Origin of the sequence: Jeotgalibacillus marinus, assembly GCF_040801915.1 — a bacterium.
GTDB classification, from domain to species: Bacteria; Bacillota; Bacilli; order Bacillales; family Jeotgalibacillaceae; genus Jeotgalibacillus; species Jeotgalibacillus marinus.
The window spans coordinates 1-19,513 of sequence record NZ_JBFMIA010000026.1; the positions used below are offsets into that span (position 1 = coordinate 1).

Below are 19,513 nucleotides of genomic sequence, written 5' to 3' on the forward strand. Positions count from 1 at the left end.
GTTTTTTATTTTTTTCTTGTATCATTTGTTTGAGTTCTTCAAGATCTTCAACCGTTGCATAATTCTTGATGAATCCTTTTGCATGGGATCGGCTGTTTAAATATTCATTCTTATGGCAGTGGCAAAGCTTCTTTGATGAAGTCTGGTGCGTCTTCTTTGTTAAAGCCATAAGTCCTGTAATCCATTGTTTCACCACTGAACTGCATGAGGACGGTGTAGTCGGATTCCAATAAGTCTGAATCTAATTCGGACAAATCATACAGTGTCATCATTTCCTCGTCTTCAGTGGTGATGTATTTAGGATCTGGAATGTCTTCCGCGCCATATATAATACCCATTTTCCCTCTCATCTCGTCATCCATGCTAGGTAGAACAGCAATGGAGATTAGATTTTCTGGAATCGTAAGCCCTTCGGAATAACCGTTTTCTTTTAACCACGTAATGGTGTTGGTGTAGTCTGAATACATCGGTACAGGTATCGGTTCATTTATTTCAACATCAAAGTTAAAATAGAAATCACCAATATACTCGCTACCCACGAATATGAATCGACTTGGGCTCGCTGTCACATCTGTCACATCCTGTTTAATAACCTTCACTAGTTCCTCTATTTTATCAAGTTCTGCCACGCGTTGATTAAGTCCTGGAACTTCAACATACGTTAGGTCTGTATGGTTTTTAATTTTGAAAATGGGTTCGTACGTCTTTTTAAATTCTTCATTAATTCGTAGATCTTCTGTTAATGTTTCTAAGTGATTTCTATCTACGCTATATTCTCGGATAAGACTGTTACCGTTTTTCAGTTTATAGTTAATGACAATGGGGGTACCATCAAAGCGGGAAGAGATGTCTTGATCAGCTACCACCGCTTGATGAATATTAATGACCTGTTCAATGGATTCATCGTTCATCATTGATCCTGCATTCATCCATTCCACCCCTGCATGTAGATTACGAAGCTCAACTGACTCTACTTCGCTCACATTAGGCACTTCCTTTGCGTAGACTCCTCCTACGATATTGATTGGAATGATCAATAACGCAACCGATACGCCGTACGCAATGAATCCTTTCCAAGGCCACACAAGGTGTAACGTTTTTTGAAGGATCATTTGTAAAACTGTGTAGGCGATGAAAGCACCAAGTACATAGCCAACGATGGTCCAGGCAAGAGTATTTTGTCGAATTTCGCTAAAGAAAAAGCCAGCCACCAACATCGCAAAAAATGTGAGTCCGTATAAAAATACATGACGGAAAAATGGGAAGACAATTGATTGATCCGTTGCCTCAGACGGACGTTTCGCATAAGCAATATATGAGATTACGACCAAAACGGCAGCGATCAAGGTATAAATCACATATTCAAAGCCTGTAAATGGTCTGTCCGGTAATACGAAAAGTCGAACAAAGAAAATACCATTGACCATTAACTTTTTCGTGTAGGTGAATAGCGCAAGACCATTTACGTAATAATGCATGTTAAGCAGAACAAGAGCGACGGTTGTAGCGGGAACATAGATAGATAAGTACGTTAATCCCGCGTGTAATAAGCTATTTCCTACAAACATGCCAATGGTCATCGTAAAAATAAAGATGACCAGAACAATGAAATAGGAGATCGCTACCCATTCAACAATTTCCATCCAAGAGTAAAATGGGAAATAAAGAAAAGGTCGCAAGATTGCCATTAATCCAGCTGTTAAAATGAGCGGGAAAAGCAGAGTGAGAGCTCCGACCAAATAGTTAATGTTCAGCACGGTTTGACGCGTAAAAGGCAAACTGTGCATAAAGTCGGTCGCGGCTTTTTTCGTCGTGTAATTCACTAAAATAATGCTCAGCAAAACGGGGAATGTTGTATAGATAACAAGCTGAAATTGAATATAAAAGTTAAATACACCATTAAAACCACCACTGGAAATGTGGAACCCTTGAAAAATGTATTCTTCTGGATAATTTTTCACCAAAATAGCGAGTGGCAATACAACAATAAGCGCCAGTGTGAAGAAAATCGTAATCCAACTAATGGAGCGTAGCTGTTGCTGAAAGAGTGCTTTATTCAACGATAAGATTCCGGATTTCATAGCCAACACCTCCTAGCTCATAAATGAAAATTTCTTCAAGTGTTAAGGGTAGTAAATCGAAAATGGCTGGGTTATATGAAACAACATAGGAAGAGATTTCTTCTACTTTTCCTTTCACGATACAGAGCACGACGCTGCCTCGCTTTTCATAATGAAGCACGTCCAGTCCGTCAAGGAACGATTTTTCTGGGACTTTGCGGAAAGCGATTTGTAATTTGTGGATGTCTGTTTTCAGCTCGTCCATGTCTCTTTCAAAGAGCAGAGTGCCTTTATGCATAATCCCCACGTAATCACAGAAATCTTCCATTTCACGAAGGTTGTGAGAGGATACTAACAGCGTTAAGCCGCGATCTGCCACGTCCTGCAAAATGAGATTCTTGATTTGCTGGCGCACAACCGGATCAAGCCCGTCAAAGGGTTCATCCAAAATCAACACTTCTGGCATGGTTGATAATGTGAGGATAAACGACGCTTGGCGCTGCATCCCTTTTGACATGCTTTTTAGCTTTTTGTCTGGATCCATTCGAAAATGAGTAGTTAACCGTTTGAAACGTTTGGCGTTCCAGTTTGTATACACTTTCTCGTAAAAAGAAGCCATGTTGTTCAGTGATGTTTGATGTAAAAAATAAGGTTGGTCCGGGATGAAAAGGACGCGCTGTTTTGAATCAGGGGTTTCATAAACAGTGTGTCCAGAAACCGTGATGTTGCCTTTATCCTGTTTATAAATGCCAGCGATCATTTTCAGTAGTGTCGTTTTACCAGCGCCGTTTGATCCAAGCAGACCGTAGATGGAGCCTTTTTGAACATGAAGGTTGAGATTTGAAACTGCTTGAAGATCTTCAAACTTCTTATCTACTGTAGTTGCTTTAATCATTCCGCATCCTCCCTCTCTGCCACTTTGACCTTCTCAATCAACTGGATTAACTCATCCTTCGATCCGCCCAAAAATAAAATCTCGCTTACAATTTTCTCCATATCCTCTTTCAACATCTCCAATCGCTCCTTATTCGCATCAATCTGAAATGGCGCCACAAAACTTCCTTTACCTGGAATTGAGTATGTAAATCCCTCACGCTCAAGCTCACGATACGCCTTTTGAATCGTATTCGGGTTGATCGTCAACTCCTGTGCAAGTGACCGCACCGACGGCAACTTATCATCCTGCATCAACACTTCACGCATCATCATCATCTTCAATTGCTCAATCAACTGTTCATAAATAGGAACTCGGCTCCTCGTATCTAACGTAAACATCCGCACCCTCCTCGCAAAAAAGTGTGTTACCTGTACTACCTATAGTAATACGGTTGACACGGTTGGTCAATAGGGAAATTTTGGAGGTGTTTTAAAAGGGGGGCGTTTATCGAAGCATGGGTGGCGGATATCCATGGATGTGGTGTGATTATCGAAGCCTGCGCGGCGGTTATCCGCGTATGTAGCATCGTTATCGAAGTCTGCGTCGTGTATATCCGCGGATGTGGCACCGTTATCGAAGTCTGCACAACACATATCCGCGCCTCGTGCCAAACGTCCCAACTCACATTAAATGGACGTTCCGAATTCGTTTGAAGTTACTATTTTTTGGATGAGGGAGTTTGTTATCGGAGATTTATCCGCGGATACGGGTGTTTTATCGAAGTTTGTGCGGTGGAAATCCGCGAATGCGGTGTGTTCTCGAAGTCTGAGTGGCAGATATCCGCGGATGAGGCATCGTTATCGAAGTCTGCGTCGTGTATATCCGCGGATGAGGCACCGTTATCGAAGTCTGCACAACACATATCCGCACTTCATGTCAAAAGTTCTAACTAAATTTAGTGGACGTATTCAACTCGTGGTCATGAAATTAAAAAAGCCATGCAGCATCACATGACTTTTTTGGATTTCATTCATCTTTAAAATGGACTGATATATCTTCTTGATCTACACTTTCAGCACGTTTTTAGATTCATGGACAGCAATAAGCGCCGCATGGTATCTGGCGATCGTACGCCTAAAAACCTTCGTGCTTGTTGATTGGAAATGGTCGGTGAAATGAAGCGGAAATAAACTTCAAGCGCGCGTTTATAAGCTTGATCATCTTTGGATTGACACCACACACATCGCCACTTTTGTGCTATCCACTTCATCGATAACCGCTCGCAATGTTTGCACCAAACCCCACATATTAAATCCTTTGTCTCTAAACCAAACTTCCTCATCACATCATACAGTAGCTCTGGCACGCGTTCAGCAAGTAGTTGGTGACCAATCTCAAGCAACTGTTTTGTGGAATAGATCGCCTGCTTATGCTGCTTATGCACCATTTTTCGTACGCGCACGGCTAAGCGCTCCATGCGACATATTTCGGGTGGTAGGCTGCGATCAGCCCCGGTTGATTCTAAAAATACGTGTGAGTGGGTGAACACCACCAATTGAAAAATCGGCAACTTGATCCCAAGCCTTGATAAAACGGTTGCTAAACCTTCCGCTTGACGCTCCACCTGTAAAACAGGATGCGCAAAACATTGAATCTCACCGTCTTTTTCACGATACATTTGCTCATTTTCGATATCCAATTTCAAATGACCTTTCGTATTTTTCGTTTCAATAATTAGTGCAAAGCTCGGCGTGATAAACAGATGATCGATCTGAACTGTTTCACCGGCAAATGGAAATACCACATTTCGAAAGGCTAAAAAACGTTCACTGGAAAATGGTTGCATCGCCTGGTCAACGCGCTCTTCACCGAACGCACCAGCTTGCAGTAAGGAAATTTCATCGTGGATCATCGAGGATTTGGGGTGAGAGAGGGATACGTGGGAGCGCAGCAACTCATAACAGGCTAAACGTACTGAAGGTTCTCGCTCTAACAAAATCAAACGCAACAACTCCTTTTAGTAGATTACTTTCTTACATTCGCAGTAGTTTCCTCTAAATCCTTCCTTAAGAATTAAAATTTTTATAAAGGTTACTCAAACGATACCTGCCCTAGCTCGATTTCAATTAATTAGCCTGATATCAATTGAAGGGGGATGTTCTTTTTTCCCATTCTTCCTTACGATTATCTTCAATACCCGATAGTTAAAAGATGAATAAATTTCATTATAAAAAGTAAAATAGACTATACAAAAAGTAAAATGAACTTTACAAAATAAATCTTTTGATTTACTCTATAGTTAACATATATTGGAGGGTGAAGCGCGTGGCAATTAGAAATCGAGTGAAGGAGCTACGGGCGCGGCACGGGCTGACGCAAGGTGACTTGGCTGAAAAGGTCGGTGTGACTCGGCAGACCATTGTGTCGCTTGAAAAAGGGAGCTACACCCCATCGCTCCTACTAGCAATGAACTTGTCGGATGTACTGGGAGAACAAATTGAAGACATCTTCTATCGGGAAGGGGAAGAACAATGAAACGAATTGTTACCGAAACCGTGTTAAGTGTTATCGTGTACACGCTGATTGCGGTTGTAGTGAGCTCTGTATATTTATCATTTGTGGATGTAGTAGAAACAGGTGGATTTGAAATTACTTTTAATCTTATTCCGTGGGTTATTCTCATACTTTTTGGCACGTTGCATATGATCTACTCGTTTAAAACAAGAAACAGAAACAAGGGCTTTCTTACATGGGCGTTCATGAGCATGACCGAATATGCGGAAGGAGACGAACGTGAAGCGGTCATCACCAACAAAGCTACACGTGCTGCTTATACTACTTATGGCATCACCATACCAATCTTTATGTGTTTTATGGTGTTTCACCCGCTCTTAAGTAGCACGTTTCCAACGTATCCTATCTACCTTCTCACTGCTATCATTAACATCTCAACCATTGTCTACGGGGTAACGTGGGTGCGGGAGTATCGGAAATGATGCGATTTAGTAAGTAACCAAATCAGATGATAACCAATAATGATGGCTGAGGATTTTATGAAATATATAGAGGACGAAATCATCAATAAAGGTAGGGTTCATACTATTCTTTGGCTCACAGAAGAAGGTGGTATTATCTTACCAGGAAAATTGAAAGAGACTACTATTGAAGATGAACTATCTATCAGATTGCATTTTGACAAGACATCTTACAAGATCAACCTGTTAGAAATAAATACCTCGGAGGATCAAGATATTGACGCCCTTGTTCTTGACCACGAAAATTATAAATTCATGTTTACCACAACGGATGATATCCAAAGGAGCTAAATGATCGTATTCCCAGAAACAATCGTTCATTGATCATCGGCTGCCCTTGTTGCGCTTGATTTCGTACATAGCAAACCCACACTACGCATGAGTAGTGTGGGTTTTTCTCTTCGATTCACACAAGGTAACTCAAAGTAACATAAGATTCACACAGAGTAATACGTAAGTTAGTTTTGTATTATGTTTTTTGGGTAAATACACAGGCAAATAATCAGATGATACATATGATAGTTATTGAGCTGAACTTATGAGTGTTTATATTGGGCACGCTGAGTTGAATCACCACTTGTAAGCAAGCTTTTTAATTTGGTAATTAGAACTTTGAGAGAAATTTAATTGAGATTGGAGGGATTTACAATGGCAACGGAAATTCGAAGCGCAACAATAAATTTTGGGCAAACTCATGATTTTGTTTTTACTGGGAATGTAATTCAATCTGAAGTATTTATTAAAGGATTTAATATTAGTTATCCAGGAAGTGATCATCATATAAAACTAATGCAAATAGCAACTTCAAGAACAGTTGCTGGTGATACAGTTACAGCTTCTATAGTAGCGAATATGCATGATGGAAGTGGTAATAATCAAGATAATAGCCTTACTAGTGTTACTGTTGTTTGTATTGCAGAAGTGGAGTAATGAATTCCATATGTATGGTAGAATATAGATACGTTATACAGCTATTCTATTTTTTTCTAAGATTTCTTTCCACCCGCATAACAATCACCTGAACTCGACGTGCAATACAGTCTCATCATAAAAACCGACCTACAAAAAATGTGTAGGTCGGTTTTTCTTTCTAGTCTCCGTAATAGAATGAAGTCACTACAGAAATGAGAAAAAAGTAATATGTGTCTACCAAACGACCTTTTTATGAACTATTTTTTTGTAAAGGATCAGAATGGGCAATTAAAAGAATAAAAAATATTTGTGAACATAACCGCAGCAAAGACCGCCAAGTAAGCTATTATACCAAAGGGGAAAAGCAAAAGATGCCACCCTTGTTCCGAGAGAGAACTGATAGCATCATTTAGTATAACTAGATTTTTTTTTATTTTTATAATGTTCTGTTATTATATCCATTAAACAGAGAAAAATTGTAAAGCTAATAGCAAATTTAATATTGGTGTTTTCATCTATAGATAATAAAGTTCCAACAGTGAATAAGAACAAAATCCTTATAACATTTACTATCAGAAAATATGATAGTTTTTTCTTTCCGAAATAAAATAAAAAGATCTTCACAATAGTACCTTCAATAATGAAACCAAAAATGATGTACCATAATACTAAATAAATAATTTGTTTTTGGTTTAATGGTAAATTCAGAAACCCATTTATTATATTTAGAGACCCAGTAAAAGATAAAATGAAAAAAAGAGCTACTCCAGTAATCAATAGACCAAATACTGTTGAAACAAATAGAGATATTAATAATGGGTGTTCTTTTTCTTCCCTACTCTCACTTCTATAACGAAAAAATCCAGTAATCAATACACCAAATACTGAAGAAACAAATAGAGATATTAATAATGGGTATTCTTTTTCTTCCCTACTCTCACTTCTATAAGTAAAAAAGAGAAATATTACAAAAGTAATGATGAATATAGTTAATCCTATATATGGTAATTCCAAAATACTCCTCCTTATATTATAAAGGGATTTTGATCAACTCCCTTTAATAAAAATAAATAAAGAACATTAAAAATTGCGCTATTAATACAGCATCTGCTGGTGGAATACCAACAGCTACTAATGTTAATTCAATACTATTTTGAGTCCGTTTCTGAACAGCAATAAATAATATAGCATAAAAAACACCTCGAAAAAAGTAGTATAAATTGGATTTTTTAACATTAACGTCATCACGTCCAGTGTGTGGCGTTTTTATTGTTTTGATAAACACCAAAAAATATTTAAAATGACTCACAGATCAAATTGATCAGTGTTACCGAGAAATAGAAGAATTGTTTGAAAAAATCAAGTTATTAAAAAAAGCCGAAGAAACAGAAAAGAGGTTTCAACTAAATCGAGGTAAACCACAAACAGTGGAACAAGCTAGAGAATTGAAAGAGGAAACGGAAGAAATTTACCAAGAAAGAAAAGAAGAACTTGAAGAAAGCCGTGCTTTAGAAGCAAGGAGAGTGCGCGGAGAGAGTACGCAGCATTATAACAATCTTGATTCTTATTTATTTGTTAAAAGAGAATAAGTCGCTGATAGAAATTAATTTCCGTTAAGTGCAGAATACGATCATTTTATAGACTTTTTTAAACAATCATGAAAACCTATCGAAAATCCATTTATTAAGTATATAAAAACGTCTACAATTCAAAGTATTTTAACAAACCATTTTATAGACTATGAGAGAATCGAAATGCCTAAAATCGGTTACGCAAGAGTTTCCATGCCAAGATCAATCTTTGGAATTGCAAATGGATGCTTTAGAAAAAGAAGATTATGAAGTCTTGCAATTAAGAATTTATCCGTTTACAATTAAAATGTAAACGATTACATAACAGAAAATTCATTTTAATCTAGTTGTGTAGGAGGGATGAATGCTAGGAGCGAACCCGTATGGTAAAGATGATTGATGTTGCAAAGTTAGCTAATGTATCTACCGCAACGGTTTCAAGAGTGTTGCGTAATCCGGAAAGTGTAAAAGAAACAACAAGAGAAAAGGTATTAAGAAGTATCGCTGAATTAAATTACCAGCCAAATGTTTTAGCCCGACATTTCAGAAGAAGCAAGACCAATACGATTCTTGTTATTGTTCCGAATATCGAAAATACGATCTTCTCGCAGATGGTTCAAGGGATTGAAGCGGCTGCCGCGCAAAATAATTTTCGCGTGTTACTGGGGAACACCAACAGAAACGTTGACAAAGAGTATGATTTTTTAAATCTTTTGCGGCAGCGACAAGTGGATGGAATGATCTTGCTGTCGGGTAAAATTGACAATCAAACATTAAATGAGCTGGTTGAGCAGTACCCCGTTGTTCTCGTTTCTGAGTACTTGGAGGGAGTAGATATCACCACGGTTTGCATTGACAATGTTACGTGTGGAAGAATCGCAGCCGAGCATTTAATAAAGCTAGGGCATAAGAGGATTGCCCATATTTCTGGGTCGAAGGGTACGTTGCTGAGCCGTGACAGGTTAATTGGCTATTTACAGGCGATCACTCATTCTGGATTGAAATTAGATGATCGATTGATTCGTGAAGGGGATTTTTCTTTTGAGTCGGGGTATAAGCAGATGCAGGAGCTCCTTCGTCTAGAAAATCGTCCAACAGCTGTGTTTGCTTCGAGTGATGAAATGGCGATGGGTGTAATAAAAGCGACAAAAGATCAAGGATTAAAGGTGCCCGGGGAGCTAGCGGTAGTAGGGTTTGATAATATTCGATTTTCGTCTATTTTTGACCCGGGAATCACAACGGTTGCCCAGCCGGCCATAGAAATGGGGAACACCTCAATGGAGTTGTTGCTCCAACATTTAAATGATCCATCATTTCAGCATAAAAAAATCATGCTAAAAAGCGAATTAGTTATTCGGGAGTCTTGTGGCTGGAATGTGAAGGGGAAAGTGGAATAGAGTTTTTTGCTTAAAATATAAACGGTTACAATCAAACGAAAACAGTTTAACTTCATTAAGCCGCTGGAAGAACGGAATAAATGAGACAATTTTAATATAATCAAATGTAAACGATTACATTTATAGGGGGAGAAATTTATGAGTAAAAAAGGGATCGCTGTCCAAATGTATTCACTGCGAAATGAGTGTGAACAAGATTTCATCGGAACCTTAAAAAAGGTCGCTGGATTGGGGTTCGATGGCGTTGAGCTTGCAGGTTATGGAGGATTGTCAGCGGGTGAACTCCGAGATGTCCTAGAGAATCTTGGATTAAAAGCTGCTTCAAGCCATGTGCCGTTAGAGTCACTCGAAAATGATGTAGAAGAAGTCATCCGGTACCAAAAAGAGCTGGGGAACTCGCACATTGTATGCCCGATTCTACCTCGGGATAGGAATTCAAGGAAGGATTACGAAAACTTGATTGAAACGCTTAATACGGTGGGAGAAATGTGCCACAAAGATGGAATCACGTTATCTTACCATAACCATGACTTTGAGCTGCTTCCTTTTGAGGATGGAGTAAAGCCGCTTGAAATGATACTCGAAGAAACAAACCCAAAGTGGGTGAAAGCAGAATTTGATGTGTATTGGTTAAAGAAAGCAGGAGAAGATCCTGTGGAATGGCTTACAAGGTATCAAGATAGAACACCGCTTATACATTTAAAAGATATGACGACGGATGGAGAACAGTTCTTTGCAGAATTGGGGACTGGCGGAGTAAACATGGGAGCTATTTTGCAACATATTTCCACCGTTCCTGTAGAGTGGTGGATCATTGAACAGGATCAAAGCAGAACAACACCGTTTGAGAGCATTGAAAAAAGCATCAATTATTTGAAAAATAGATCTTGACGAACAAACAAAGATGAAAACATAGGGGGAGTGGAATGAAACACATCTATTTATTTGTCACCATTTTTTCTCTTTTAGTTCTTACGGCTTGTGCACCAGGTGGAGGATCAAGCGCTGGGGGATCCGCTAACGATACGAATTCAGGAAAAGAGGTATTGGACTTCTGGTACATTGATGCAGGTGAAAAAGAAATGGTATACCAAGAAGCTGTCCAACGATTCGAGGAAAAGCATCCTGATGTCGAAGTGAAAATGCTTCGCGGATCAAATGATGCCTACAAACAGAAGCTTGCTGTAGCCATGTCTGGAGGAAACCCGCCGGATGTGTTTCATAGCTGGGGTGGCGGTTGGCTGAATCAGTTTGTAGAGCAGGATCAAGTTTTGGATATTACGGAAGTCATTGAAACAGAACGCTTTAACGAGCTTGCTTTAAGCAATGCCACATTTAATGACAAGGTCTACGGAGTGCCTCTAAGTTTATCTTTGGACTTAGTATTCTATAACACAGAAATTTTTGATGAGTATGGATTAACTCCCCCGGATACGTATGACGAGTGGGTCGAGATTATTGCTACGCTAAACGACAATGATGTGATCCCAATTGCTTTGGCAAATCAGACGAAATGGCCTGGCGCTTATTATTTAATGAATTTTGCTAGCCGTATTGGAGGACCTCAGTTATTTGAAGAGGCGTTTCATCGAGAGGGCAAAGGGTTCGATGATGCTGCTTATGTGAAAGCAGGTAAATATATTCAGGAAATGGTGAATATGGACGCCTTCAACCCAGGATTTAATGGGGTTCCTTATGATGAAGGGCAGGGCCGTCAGCTTCTTTATTCCGGTCAGGCTGCCATGATGGATATTACCACTGCCTTTGTGAATAACGTCCGTGCAGAAGCACCGGAATTTGAAGAAAAACTGGATTTCTTTGTTTTCCCAACGGTGGAAGGCGGTGAGGGTAGCCAGAAAGATATAGGAGCCGCTACTGGTCCTGTATGGTCAGTATCTGCACAAAGCGAAAATCCTGATCTTGCTACTGAACTGCTTCAAGAACTTTCGAGCCAAGAAACAGCAGAGGCCTATTCAAATCGTACCGGTTCTATGACAGCAATTAAAGGTGTGGAGCCTGAAGATGAATTGATTAATCGCATGTATCAAATTGTGCAGGAAGCTAATCATTTGCAAATGCCTTATGATCAAACACTTCCTCCAGAATTAGCAGAATTCCATAAGGATACAACGCAAGCGCTCTTCGGTTTGTCGATGACACCTGAAGAAGCTGCAGAGCAGATGGAAACCAAAGCAGCAGAGGAATTAAATTTAGAATAGAGAGTGGGGAGCGATCCCCTTCTCTTCGTTAAAAAGGGGGGTATGTATGCAGCAAGCAAGTACGTCAATAGAGAAAGTCCTTGAAGAGGCGAAAGTGAATGAAAAAACGAAAAAAACGAAAAATGCTCTGACCATTGCACTTTTTGTCTCGCCTGCTTTGATCATTTACGCTCTTTATGTGGTTTACCCTATATTAGCAACCTTAAATTATAGCTTTTATGATTGGAACGGCAGTAGTGTAGGGACATATATCGGCCTTCAGAATTATATACAGCTATTTAATGACAGCATTTTCTGGACAGCGCTAGTAAACAACACCTGGATTACGTTGACCTCGGTTTTTGTACAAATTCCGATTGGGCTAATTATGGCGTTAATGCTTTTTGCACCGATCAAAGGAATACGATTAATGAGTAGTGTGTACTTTTTTCCTTTCTTGATGTCCACTGTGGCGATCGGACTATTATGGATTTATATGTATGATCCGCTCAATGGATCGATCAATCAACTAATTAACTTTTTTGGGTTTGAGAATGTCGCTTGGCTAAGTGGGGAAAATTCTGCTTTAATTGCCGTTTTGTTCGTTATTGTGTGGCAGTTTGCCCCTTTCTATATGATTCTATTTCGTGCAGCGATCGTGGGGATTCCGGAAGAATTATATGAAGCTGCAGACATCGATGGAGCGAGCCTGTGGCATAAATTTTCTCGTATTACCTTTCCGCTCCTTATGCCTACTATTGTAAGTTCATCCATTTTGGCGATTGTCGGCTCTTTAAAAGCGTTTGATCTCTTTTATGTCATGACAGGCGGCGGTCCCAATCATGCGACAGAACTCATGGGTACATATATGTTTAAACAAGCATTTGTAAACTTCAACATGGGATATGCAAGTGCCATCGCGTTTGTCATGTTTTTTATCGCGCTTGTCGTGACGATTATGATTCAATTGCTTGATTATTACAGACAAAAGAAAGGGGTGTTTTCAGAATGAAGTCATTGTCCAAGATTCCTTTGTATCTCATTGCACTCATTCTGTTGATCGTCTCCGGTTACCCCTTTGTGTATATGATTTCAACAGCTTTGAAAACCCAAAGCGAGTTCTTTGAAAAGCCGTTTGCATTGTTTACTTCGTTTAATTTAGAAAACTTTGCAAGTGTATTCGAGCTTGGTTTAACGAGATATTTTATCAATAGTGTCATCGTTACGGTAGTCGCTGTAGGTGTGGTTGTGGTGATCGGGGCACTAGCTAGCTATCCACTTAGCAGGATGAATTTTCGTTTTAATCGATTATTATTTTTGCTGTTTATTTCCGGAATGATGTTACCGATTCATGCCACACTTATTCCGATTTTTAAGTTATCTGAAAGTATGGGGATTTATGACACATTGTTTGCATTAATTGGTCCATATATTGCGTTTAGCCTTCCGATTACCATCTTTATTCTCACGCAATTCATGAGAGAAATCCCAAAATCTCTAGAAGAGGCAGCGAAAATCGACGGCTGTACCCATTTTGGCATTTTCAGACATGTGATTATGCCGATGCTAAGCCCGGCTCTAATGGCTGTGATTATTTATAATGCTATTCATTTGTGGAACGAGTTTGCGTTTGCGCTTGTATTGATTTCAAGTCCGGAAAGTATGACACTTCCGCTAGGTTTGCAGGCATTTAGAGGAGAATTTTCCGTAAACGTACCGGGATTAATGGCTGCTTTGGCTCTTGCAAGTCTGCCGATTCTAGTTGTTTATTTGTTCTCTCAAGAAAAGGTTGTAAAAGGGCTTACTGGAGGAGCAGTAAAGGGTTGATGTGTTGAACTATTTTTGAAATGAAAGGAAGTTGTTGAATGAGAAAAGTAAATGTAGGCATTATCGGGTGCGGAAATATAAGCGCCATTTACCTTGAAAATTGCAGGAAATTTGAACAAGTATGTGTGGTTGCTTGTGCAGACCTTGATTTTGAAAGAGCTGTTGCAAGAGCCAAGGAGTTCAATATTCCACACGCCCTGACAGTGGAAGAATTAATCGCTCACCCGAATATTGAAATCGTTATAAGCTTAACCCCTCCAAATGCACATGAGGAGATCGGTCTTCAAGTTCTTGAAGCCGGTAAACATCTTTATACAGAAAAGCCGCTGGCAACTTCTTTTGAAGGAGGGAAGCGGGTCCTCGAAAAGGCGCGAGAAAAAGGGTTGCTTGTGAATGCTGCACCTGACACGATATTGGGAGCAGGGCTTCAAACAAGCCGTCATGCGATTCAGCAGGGTCTTATCGGAACACCGACAGCGGCAACGGCTTTTTTAATGAAATCCGGAATTGAAAACTGGCATCCTAATCCGGAATTTTTCTATCAAAAAGGCGGAGGACCGATGTACGATATGGGGCCTTATTATTTATCGGCTTTGATTCAGCTGTTAGGACCTATTCATCGTGTGGCCGCATCAGCCCAAATGACAAATATTGATCGATTTATTCAAATTGGCAAAAGGCGCGGGGAGAAAATCAACGTTCAGACACCTACACATTTATCTGGAACGCTTGATTTTAAAAATGGGGCAGTCGCTACAATGATTACGAGCTTTGATGTATCGGCTACGCGATTGCCGCATATAGAAATATACGGTACAGAAGGCACGCTGTCTGTGCCGGATCCAAACACGTTTGGAGGTCCTGTATTAGTAAAGAAAAATGGAGAGGATGAGTGGACTGAACTCCCTTTAATCTCTGACAAGACAACAAATTTGAGGGGGCTTGGTGTCGTTGATATGGCCTCCTACTTATCAATGGGCACACCGCAGCAAATGAGCGGACAATTACCGCTCCATGTGCTGGAGGCAATGCATGCCTTTCACGAATCATCCTTAACGGAAAGTTATTATAAGATGACCACAGAAACTATTCCACCCACACTTATGCAGGACACGGGAGAAAGAGTGTAAAGCCATGTGCAGTAAAAAAGTACGTCGTAACATTCATAAATTTTTATAAAGCTTGATTAAACGATAAACATGGGATGGTGAATGAAAATGGGGAAAATTAAAGTAGGAGTAATCGGGTGTGGCAGTATTGCAAGAAGACGTCACTTGCTAGAGTATGAGGCAAGTGACGATGCTCAAATTGTCGCCGTTGTTGATATCATTGAAAACAGGGCACAAGAAATGGCGGACAAATACAACGCCAAAGCTTACACAGATTATAAAGATATGCTGAAGAACGGTGGGATCGATGCTGTGAGTGTTTGTCTCCCTAATAACCTTCACGCTCCTGTAAGCATTGATGCTCTAAATGCCGGCATGCACGTTCTTTGTGAGAAACCAATGGCGACTTCATCGGAAGAAGCCCAAAACATGGTTCATGCGGCAGAAGAAAATAATAAAGTATTAATGATTGCTCATAACCAGCGTTTTGTTTCCTCTCACCAAAAAGCCAAGAAGTTGCTTGATAGCGGTGAGCTAGGCAAGGTGTATAGCTTTAAAACAACATTTGGCCACCCCGGCCCGGAAAGTTGGAGCATTGATGGGCGGTCAAGCTGGTTTTTTGATAAGGAACAAGCCTTCATCGGCGCGCTTGGTGATCTAGGGGTACATAAATCGGACCTGATTCGCTATTTACTGGGAGAAGTGGATGAAGTAGGCGCATTTGTCGAAACAAGCGCAAAAGAAAATACAGAAATTGATGATAATGCCGTGTGCATTTTAAAGATGAAATCAGGCGTCATTGGGACACTGGCTGCAAGCTGGTCATACGTATCCGGCGGAGATAACTCAACGTTGATTTATACAGAAAAAGCGGTGTTAAAACTGGAAGCTGATCCAGATTATCCGCTCGTTGTCCACTATAACAATGGCGACATCGTTAAATATGAATTGGCTAAAATCCAGTCGAATGCAGAAGGTGGACAAACAACTACTCACGTAATTGAGCACTTTATTCATTCAATTGTCCATGACACAGCTCCTTTAATTACAGGAGACGAGGGAATGAAGTCATTGAATGTCATTCTGGCTGCTCTTCAATCCAATGAAACGAAACAATTTATTCAATTGAAGAACTGACAACAGAATAACAGGTAAAAAGAATTGACCAAAATGAGATGTTCTTCTCGTTTTGGTCAATTTTTTGATGTAAGTAGATACGGGATCAAGGATTTAGAGATTTATTTTGAAATTACTTTATCTTCGCCTAAACTTTAGCAAATATACTTCAGACAGTTGAAGTCCTTTCTCTGTAATTAAATATCTCGAACCTCATAGAATAATTGCGATATGACAAGGGTGACGGTACAAAAGTCGCCTGTTTTCGTTTATTTATCTTTTTAATCGTTTAAAAAATATAAATATTTTAAAAAAACAATTAACTTTTTGTGGGAATGTGCTATTATAAGAGAGTAAATATCTATATCTGTTTCCTGCGTTAGGTACATCTTTTTTGTACAAAGATAGGGGGGGATGTTTTTTGTGTGAAACGTTTGGAAACACAATAAAGGACCTCTTAGAAAAACGTGAGATCAAACAAAAGGACTTTGCTGAAGAATGTGGAATGACAACAAGTTTATTAAATAAAGTATTGAATAGTGGTAGAGAAAGCGAATTTGAAAAAATTTTAACATTGGTACGACGAATCATTGCTCATCATGGACAGTTACAAGAAGAAAAAATGATGTCGTTATATATCAGTGGAATTCGGAATTCTTCGAATATAAAATCGGCGATGGAGTATTGTGATACACACGATATGAAAGAAACGTTACAAATACTGTGTGATCGAGCGGATTCGATGGCCGATCATAAAAATCAATTGAAAGAGTATTCGACTATGTACCAATTGAATATGGAAAGAAAAAATCAGCAATTTGAGGAAAATGTAACGAAAGAATTGTTTAATAAAATCATTTCTCAGAAGAACAAAGTAGAAGAAATGAAAATATTTCAATCTATTTTAGAAATCGTGATGTTTCAACAAGAAAAAAAAATTAATAAAATCATAGACTATACACCTAAGTTAGAAATTCAACTCGAGAATAGTAAAAGCAAATTAATAAAATCGTTTAATATGCGTTTAAATAATGTACTACAAACCGTATATTTACGAAACATATGTGATTTTGAAAAATCAAGAGATTTATCATTTGAATCACTTAGGATTTCAATCGGTAATCGATTTGAGGCTGCCTCCTATGTGAACCTTGGGGACTCTTGTATACACGATGAAGACCCGACTCTAGCTATAGAATACTTAGAAAAAAGTATACAAATCTATAAAGAAATAGGATTAGATGATGCTGCGGATTGGATGGTAGAAAAGATTGAGTTTATTAGTATTTTGAGAGGGAAAAAAATCGATAGTATCAAACATGAAACTAATAAGGCTTTGAAATACATATTGGATGGACGAAAAGAAGACGGGTTGAAACTACTTGATACATTAAAAGCAACACCTAAAACGCAATTTATTAGAGGTATGGGTACAGACGATCCAGAAAATTTTTGGGATTCGTTAGATGGATATATGGAACGTGGAGATCGATTGTATGGGTTGTTTAGCGTTTTAGAATTGAAACGTTTAGGGGAAAGAGAAAAGGTTGTGGACATGGTATATAATGCGTCTTTAAGGAGGTGAAAGGTTATGAAAACATTATTCGCTTTATGTGTTACTTTTTCAATGTTTGGTGTAGATTATGTTGATGCACAAGAACCAACATATGAAGACCATAACCTAGAAATTGTTGATACAAACGAAACGAGTGAGGAGCCTGGTGTGGGTACAATGGATCAACTACCTGTTCTATAGCTATATTATTTTTATATAACAAAGAAAGACGTAACCCATCATGGGGTTGCGTCTTTCGTCATTTAAAAACATATTTCCAAAATAGACAAGGTGCGGAAAATTGGAAATGCAATGACATTAAATAAGGAGACAGAAATAGATAAAAAACGTGTTAGCATTTTTGGGACTAGTCGTTACAGATAGATATTTGAAGGATGAAATTGAAAAAGAGTTCAATACATAAGGCGAATGTCCTTCCTGAGCATTTGTGTCGAGTGGGACAGGGAAGAAGGGAAATCGAAGTTAGAAGAATTATTGGAGGTTAGGAGTAAATGAGAATTGTTGAAGAAGTTGAAAAAAATGTTGTGGAATTGAAAACGGTTGAACAAATCGAAACGTTAGCAATGAGAACAATGGAAGATTTATCGAATTTGACTAGCTTTGAGAAAGATGAATTGTTAGAAGAATTGATTTACAGGACTCACAAACGTGGACGACTAAATGTTTGTGTATTGGAACGAGCGATTGATAAAGCGGTTGGTACTTCTTCTAGAGGAGGTTGGAAAAGTGGATAAGGTATGAATAGAGAAGTGGGTTTCTACAGAAAAAGGTTTCTCAACGATAGGTCAAAGATTGATATAGCTACAGTATGGATAGAACCAGACTAGAGTTATCAATAAGAGGCGCTAGAAAAACGATTGGTTCGATGGAGAAGAGGTTGAATATTTTAGTAAGACAAGTGATTGTATATATTTTATGACAGTCGGTGAACATGAATATAAATAAGCGTTTGTATTGAATGGTGTCCAGAATGTGTGTACAGCATTATGTGAACCCATACTAAATGGAGGTTAGAAGAGTGAGTAAAGTAATGAGTAAAGTAAGGATGACGCAAGAACAACTCGATCATATTCAATCGATGAAAAGAGATTATCATTTATTAGATTTTATGAGAGAAGGAGCCTGGCGTTCACCAGAAAACCAGTTTCTTAACGACATGGTAAGTAGTGATATATCTACAGCTTTGATTGCACCAGAAAAGGTGGAGATCATCAATCCAGAAATACCAATGAGAGAGGCTTTTGATGCTTTCGTTGGTGGATCAGATGTTCAGTTTTTTAATTATTATAAAGAAGAGTGGGAAATTCTAACACAATCCAATTCGACAGTATTATTTCAAACCATGGGGCGCTGGAGAAAGGCGGTTAAATTATGACAAAAGTACAAATGACGAAAGAGATGTTTGATGCAGCTCAACAAGTGATATCAGAAGAACATGGTTTTGATCACAAAGAAAAAATCTCATGCATGCACGCACTATTACGTGATCTAACTCAAGTAGAATTTGCAATGGCATTGATCGCACCAGATAAAATAGAGATCATTCAACCAGAGTCATCGGCAAAAAAAGCAATGTGAGCTGCTTAATTGAACGATGAAGAGGAATCTAACTAGGGGTTAGATCAAAAGAAGAAGCACTAAACAGAAGAATTTAAGTGGTTGTTTGGATACACTAATAACAACATCACGAAAGAAGCGATAAAAGAGTGTGATGAATCACTCAAGTATAGAATGGAGTTTCTACGATGATCATCACAAAGTTAAGTTATCTAAAATACATATCACTAGAGAAGATAGGATGGATACGATTATCTGAAACGAAATATTAGAAAATG

At 38.8% G+C, this 19,513-nt stretch carries 22 protein-coding genes; 17 read left to right on the plus strand and 5 right to left on the minus strand.

The window, feature by feature from the left end:
• Positions 1-110: 110 nt before the first annotated feature.
• From AB1471_RS15510 to AB1471_RS15525, 4 genes are all read right to left on the minus strand, one after another.
• Positions 111-2,081: a hypothetical protein gene (locus tag AB1471_RS15510; protein ID WP_367780674.1), complete on the minus strand. Its 1,971-nt coding sequence runs from the start codon at positions 2,079-2,081 to the stop codon at positions 111-113.
• Entirely contained in the window at positions 2,053-2,955 is a 903-nt protein-coding gene (locus AB1471_RS15515; protein ID WP_367780675.1) for an ABC transporter ATP-binding protein, read from the minus strand. Before AB1471_RS15515 ends, AB1471_RS15510 begins: the two co-directional genes overlap by 29 nt.
• A complete protein-coding gene (locus AB1471_RS15520; RefSeq protein WP_367780676.1) occupies positions 2,952-3,335 on the minus strand; it encodes a GntR family transcriptional regulator in 384 nt (127 codons plus the stop codon). The genes AB1471_RS15515 and AB1471_RS15520 overlap by 4 nt, the downstream gene beginning before the upstream one ends.
• 674 nt (positions 3,336-4,009) lie before the next feature.
• Positions 4,010-4,939 carry a nuclease-related domain-containing protein gene (locus AB1471_RS15525; RefSeq protein WP_367780677.1) on the minus strand — a complete coding sequence of 310 codons (930 nt, stop codon included), beginning with the start codon at positions 4,937-4,939 and terminating at the stop codon, positions 4,010-4,012.
• Between the two features lie 323 nt (positions 4,940-5,262).
• On the opposite strand from AB1471_RS15525, the gene AB1471_RS15530 reads away from it, so the two are divergent.
• The 4 genes from AB1471_RS15530 to AB1471_RS15545 all read left to right on the plus strand — a co-directional run bounded on the left by AB1471_RS15530 (position 5,263) and on the right by AB1471_RS15545 (position 6,902).
• Positions 5,263-5,472, plus strand: a complete 210-nt coding sequence (locus tag AB1471_RS15530; RefSeq protein WP_367780678.1) for a helix-turn-helix transcriptional regulator — start codon at positions 5,263-5,265, stop codon at positions 5,470-5,472.
• Positions 5,469-5,933: a hypothetical protein gene (locus tag AB1471_RS15535; protein WP_367780679.1), complete on the plus strand. Its 465-nt coding sequence runs from the start codon at positions 5,469-5,471 to the stop codon at positions 5,931-5,933. The genes AB1471_RS15530 and AB1471_RS15535 overlap by 4 nt, the downstream gene beginning before the upstream one ends.
• A 39-nt stretch (positions 5,934-5,972) precedes the next feature.
• Positions 5,973-6,263, plus strand: a complete 291-nt coding sequence (locus AB1471_RS15540) for a hypothetical protein (protein WP_367780680.1) — start codon at positions 5,973-5,975, stop codon at positions 6,261-6,263.
• A gap of 357 nt (positions 6,264-6,620) precedes the next feature.
• Positions 6,621-6,902, plus strand: coding sequence for a hypothetical protein (locus AB1471_RS15545; protein WP_367780681.1), 282 nt, complete (start codon positions 6,621-6,623; stop codon positions 6,900-6,902).
• Between the two features lie 387 nt (positions 6,903-7,289).
• On the opposite strand, the gene AB1471_RS15550 is transcribed toward AB1471_RS15545, so the two are convergent.
• Positions 7,290-7,898, minus strand: a complete 609-nt coding sequence (locus AB1471_RS15550) for a hypothetical protein (RefSeq protein ID WP_367780682.1) — start codon at positions 7,896-7,898, stop codon at positions 7,290-7,292.
• A gap of 332 nt (positions 7,899-8,230) precedes the next feature.
• Between AB1471_RS15550 and AB1471_RS15555 the strand changes: the two genes are divergently transcribed.
• From AB1471_RS15555 to AB1471_RS15615, 13 genes are all read left to right on the plus strand, one after another.
• Positions 8,231-8,473, plus strand: coding sequence for a hypothetical protein (locus tag AB1471_RS15555; protein ID WP_367780683.1), 243 nt, complete (start codon positions 8,231-8,233; stop codon positions 8,471-8,473).
• Positions 8,474-8,838: 365 nt separating this feature from the next.
• Entirely contained in the window at positions 8,839-9,852 is a 1,014-nt protein-coding gene (locus tag AB1471_RS15560; protein WP_367780684.1) for a LacI family DNA-binding transcriptional regulator, read from the plus strand.
• A 138-nt stretch (positions 9,853-9,990) separates the two neighbouring features.
• On the plus strand, positions 9,991-10,743 hold the full coding sequence (locus AB1471_RS15565; protein ID WP_367780685.1) for a sugar phosphate isomerase/epimerase family protein: 753 nt from the start codon (positions 9,991-9,993) through the stop codon (positions 10,741-10,743).
• Between the two features lie 35 nt (positions 10,744-10,778).
• Positions 10,779-12,071 (plus strand): extracellular solute-binding protein, encoded by a 1,293-nt coding sequence (locus tag AB1471_RS15570; protein WP_367780686.1) that lies wholly within the window; start codon positions 10,779-10,781, stop codon positions 12,069-12,071.
• A 46-nt stretch (positions 12,072-12,117) separates the two neighbouring features.
• Complete coding sequence (locus AB1471_RS15575) at positions 12,118-13,062, plus strand: carbohydrate ABC transporter permease (RefSeq protein WP_367780687.1); 945 nt, start codon at positions 12,118-12,120, stop codon at positions 13,060-13,062.
• Positions 13,059-13,877 (plus strand): carbohydrate ABC transporter permease, encoded by an 819-nt coding sequence (locus AB1471_RS15580; protein WP_367780688.1) that lies wholly within the window; start codon positions 13,059-13,061, stop codon positions 13,875-13,877. Before AB1471_RS15575 ends, AB1471_RS15580 begins: the two co-directional genes overlap by 4 nt.
• 38 nt (positions 13,878-13,915) lie before the next feature.
• Entirely contained in the window at positions 13,916-15,007 is a 1,092-nt protein-coding gene (locus AB1471_RS15585; RefSeq protein WP_367780689.1) for a Gfo/Idh/MocA family protein, read from the plus strand.
• Between the two features lie 87 nt (positions 15,008-15,094).
• The gene (locus AB1471_RS15590) at positions 15,095-16,123 is read left to right on the plus strand and encodes a Gfo/Idh/MocA family protein (protein WP_367780690.1); all 1,029 of its coding nucleotides are present in this window, start codon (positions 15,095-15,097) and stop codon (positions 16,121-16,123) included.
• Positions 16,124-16,523: 400 nt separating this feature from the next.
• Positions 16,524-17,687, plus strand: coding sequence for an AimR family lysis-lysogeny pheromone receptor (locus AB1471_RS15595; RefSeq protein WP_367780691.1), 1,164 nt, complete (start codon positions 16,524-16,526; stop codon positions 17,685-17,687).
• A 6-nt stretch (positions 17,688-17,693) separates the two neighbouring features.
• Positions 17,694-17,858 carry a hypothetical protein gene (locus AB1471_RS15600; RefSeq protein ID WP_367780692.1) on the plus strand — a complete coding sequence of 55 codons (165 nt, stop codon included), beginning with the start codon at positions 17,694-17,696 and terminating at the stop codon, positions 17,856-17,858.
• 311 nt (positions 17,859-18,169) lie between these two features.
• On the plus strand, positions 18,170-18,412 hold the full coding sequence (locus AB1471_RS15605; RefSeq protein ID WP_367780693.1) for a hypothetical protein: 243 nt from the start codon (positions 18,170-18,172) through the stop codon (positions 18,410-18,412).
• A gap of 284 nt (positions 18,413-18,696) precedes the next feature.
• The gene (locus tag AB1471_RS15610; protein WP_367780694.1) at positions 18,697-19,053 is read left to right on the plus strand and encodes a hypothetical protein; all 357 of its coding nucleotides are present in this window, start codon (positions 18,697-18,699) and stop codon (positions 19,051-19,053) included.
• Positions 19,050-19,256 (plus strand): hypothetical protein, encoded by a 207-nt coding sequence (locus AB1471_RS15615; protein ID WP_367780695.1) that lies wholly within the window; start codon positions 19,050-19,052, stop codon positions 19,254-19,256. The genes AB1471_RS15610 and AB1471_RS15615 overlap by 4 nt, the downstream gene beginning before the upstream one ends.
• Positions 19,257-19,513: the final 257 nt, after the last annotated feature.

Excerpts from the sequence above, each read along its gene's own strand:
- AB1471_RS15510 (WP_367780674.1), bottom strand. The coding sequence starts at position 2,081 with ATGAAATCCGGAATCTTATCGTTGAATAAAGCACTCTTTCAGCAACAG.
- AB1471_RS15515 (WP_367780675.1), bottom strand. The coding sequence starts at position 2,955 with ATGATTAAAGCAACTACAGTAGATAAGAAGTTTGAAGATCTTCAAGCA.
- AB1471_RS15520 (WP_367780676.1), bottom strand. The coding sequence starts at position 3,335 with ATGTTTACGTTAGATACGAGGAGCCGAGTTCCTATTTATGAACAGTTG.
- AB1471_RS15535 (WP_367780679.1), top strand. The coding sequence starts at position 5,469 with ATGAAACGAATTGTTACCGAAACCGTGTTAAGTGTTATCGTGTACACG.
- AB1471_RS15540 (WP_367780680.1), top strand. The coding sequence starts at position 5,973 with ATGATGGCTGAGGATTTTATGAAATATATAGAGGACGAAATCATCAAT.
- AB1471_RS15545 (WP_367780681.1), top strand. The coding sequence starts at position 6,621 with ATGGCAACGGAAATTCGAAGCGCAACAATAAATTTTGGGCAAACTCAT.
- AB1471_RS15560 (WP_367780684.1), top strand. The coding sequence starts at position 8,839 with ATGGTAAAGATGATTGATGTTGCAAAGTTAGCTAATGTATCTACCGCA.
- AB1471_RS15565 (WP_367780685.1), top strand. The coding sequence starts at position 9,991 with ATGAGTAAAAAAGGGATCGCTGTCCAAATGTATTCACTGCGAAATGAG.
- AB1471_RS15570 (WP_367780686.1), top strand. The coding sequence starts at position 10,779 with ATGAAACACATCTATTTATTTGTCACCATTTTTTCTCTTTTAGTTCTT.
- AB1471_RS15575 (WP_367780687.1), top strand. The coding sequence starts at position 12,118 with ATGCAGCAAGCAAGTACGTCAATAGAGAAAGTCCTTGAAGAGGCGAAA.
- AB1471_RS15580 (WP_367780688.1), top strand. The coding sequence starts at position 13,059 with ATGAAGTCATTGTCCAAGATTCCTTTGTATCTCATTGCACTCATTCTG.
- AB1471_RS15585 (WP_367780689.1), top strand. The coding sequence starts at position 13,916 with ATGAGAAAAGTAAATGTAGGCATTATCGGGTGCGGAAATATAAGCGCC.
- AB1471_RS15590 (WP_367780690.1), top strand. The coding sequence starts at position 15,095 with ATGGGGAAAATTAAAGTAGGAGTAATCGGGTGTGGCAGTATTGCAAGA.
- AB1471_RS15600 (WP_367780692.1), top strand. The coding sequence starts at position 17,694 with ATGAAAACATTATTCGCTTTATGTGTTACTTTTTCAATGTTTGGTGTA.
- AB1471_RS15605 (WP_367780693.1), top strand. The coding sequence starts at position 18,170 with ATGAGAATTGTTGAAGAAGTTGAAAAAAATGTTGTGGAATTGAAAACG.
- AB1471_RS15615 (WP_367780695.1), top strand. The coding sequence starts at position 19,050 with ATGACAAAAGTACAAATGACGAAAGAGATGTTTGATGCAGCTCAACAA.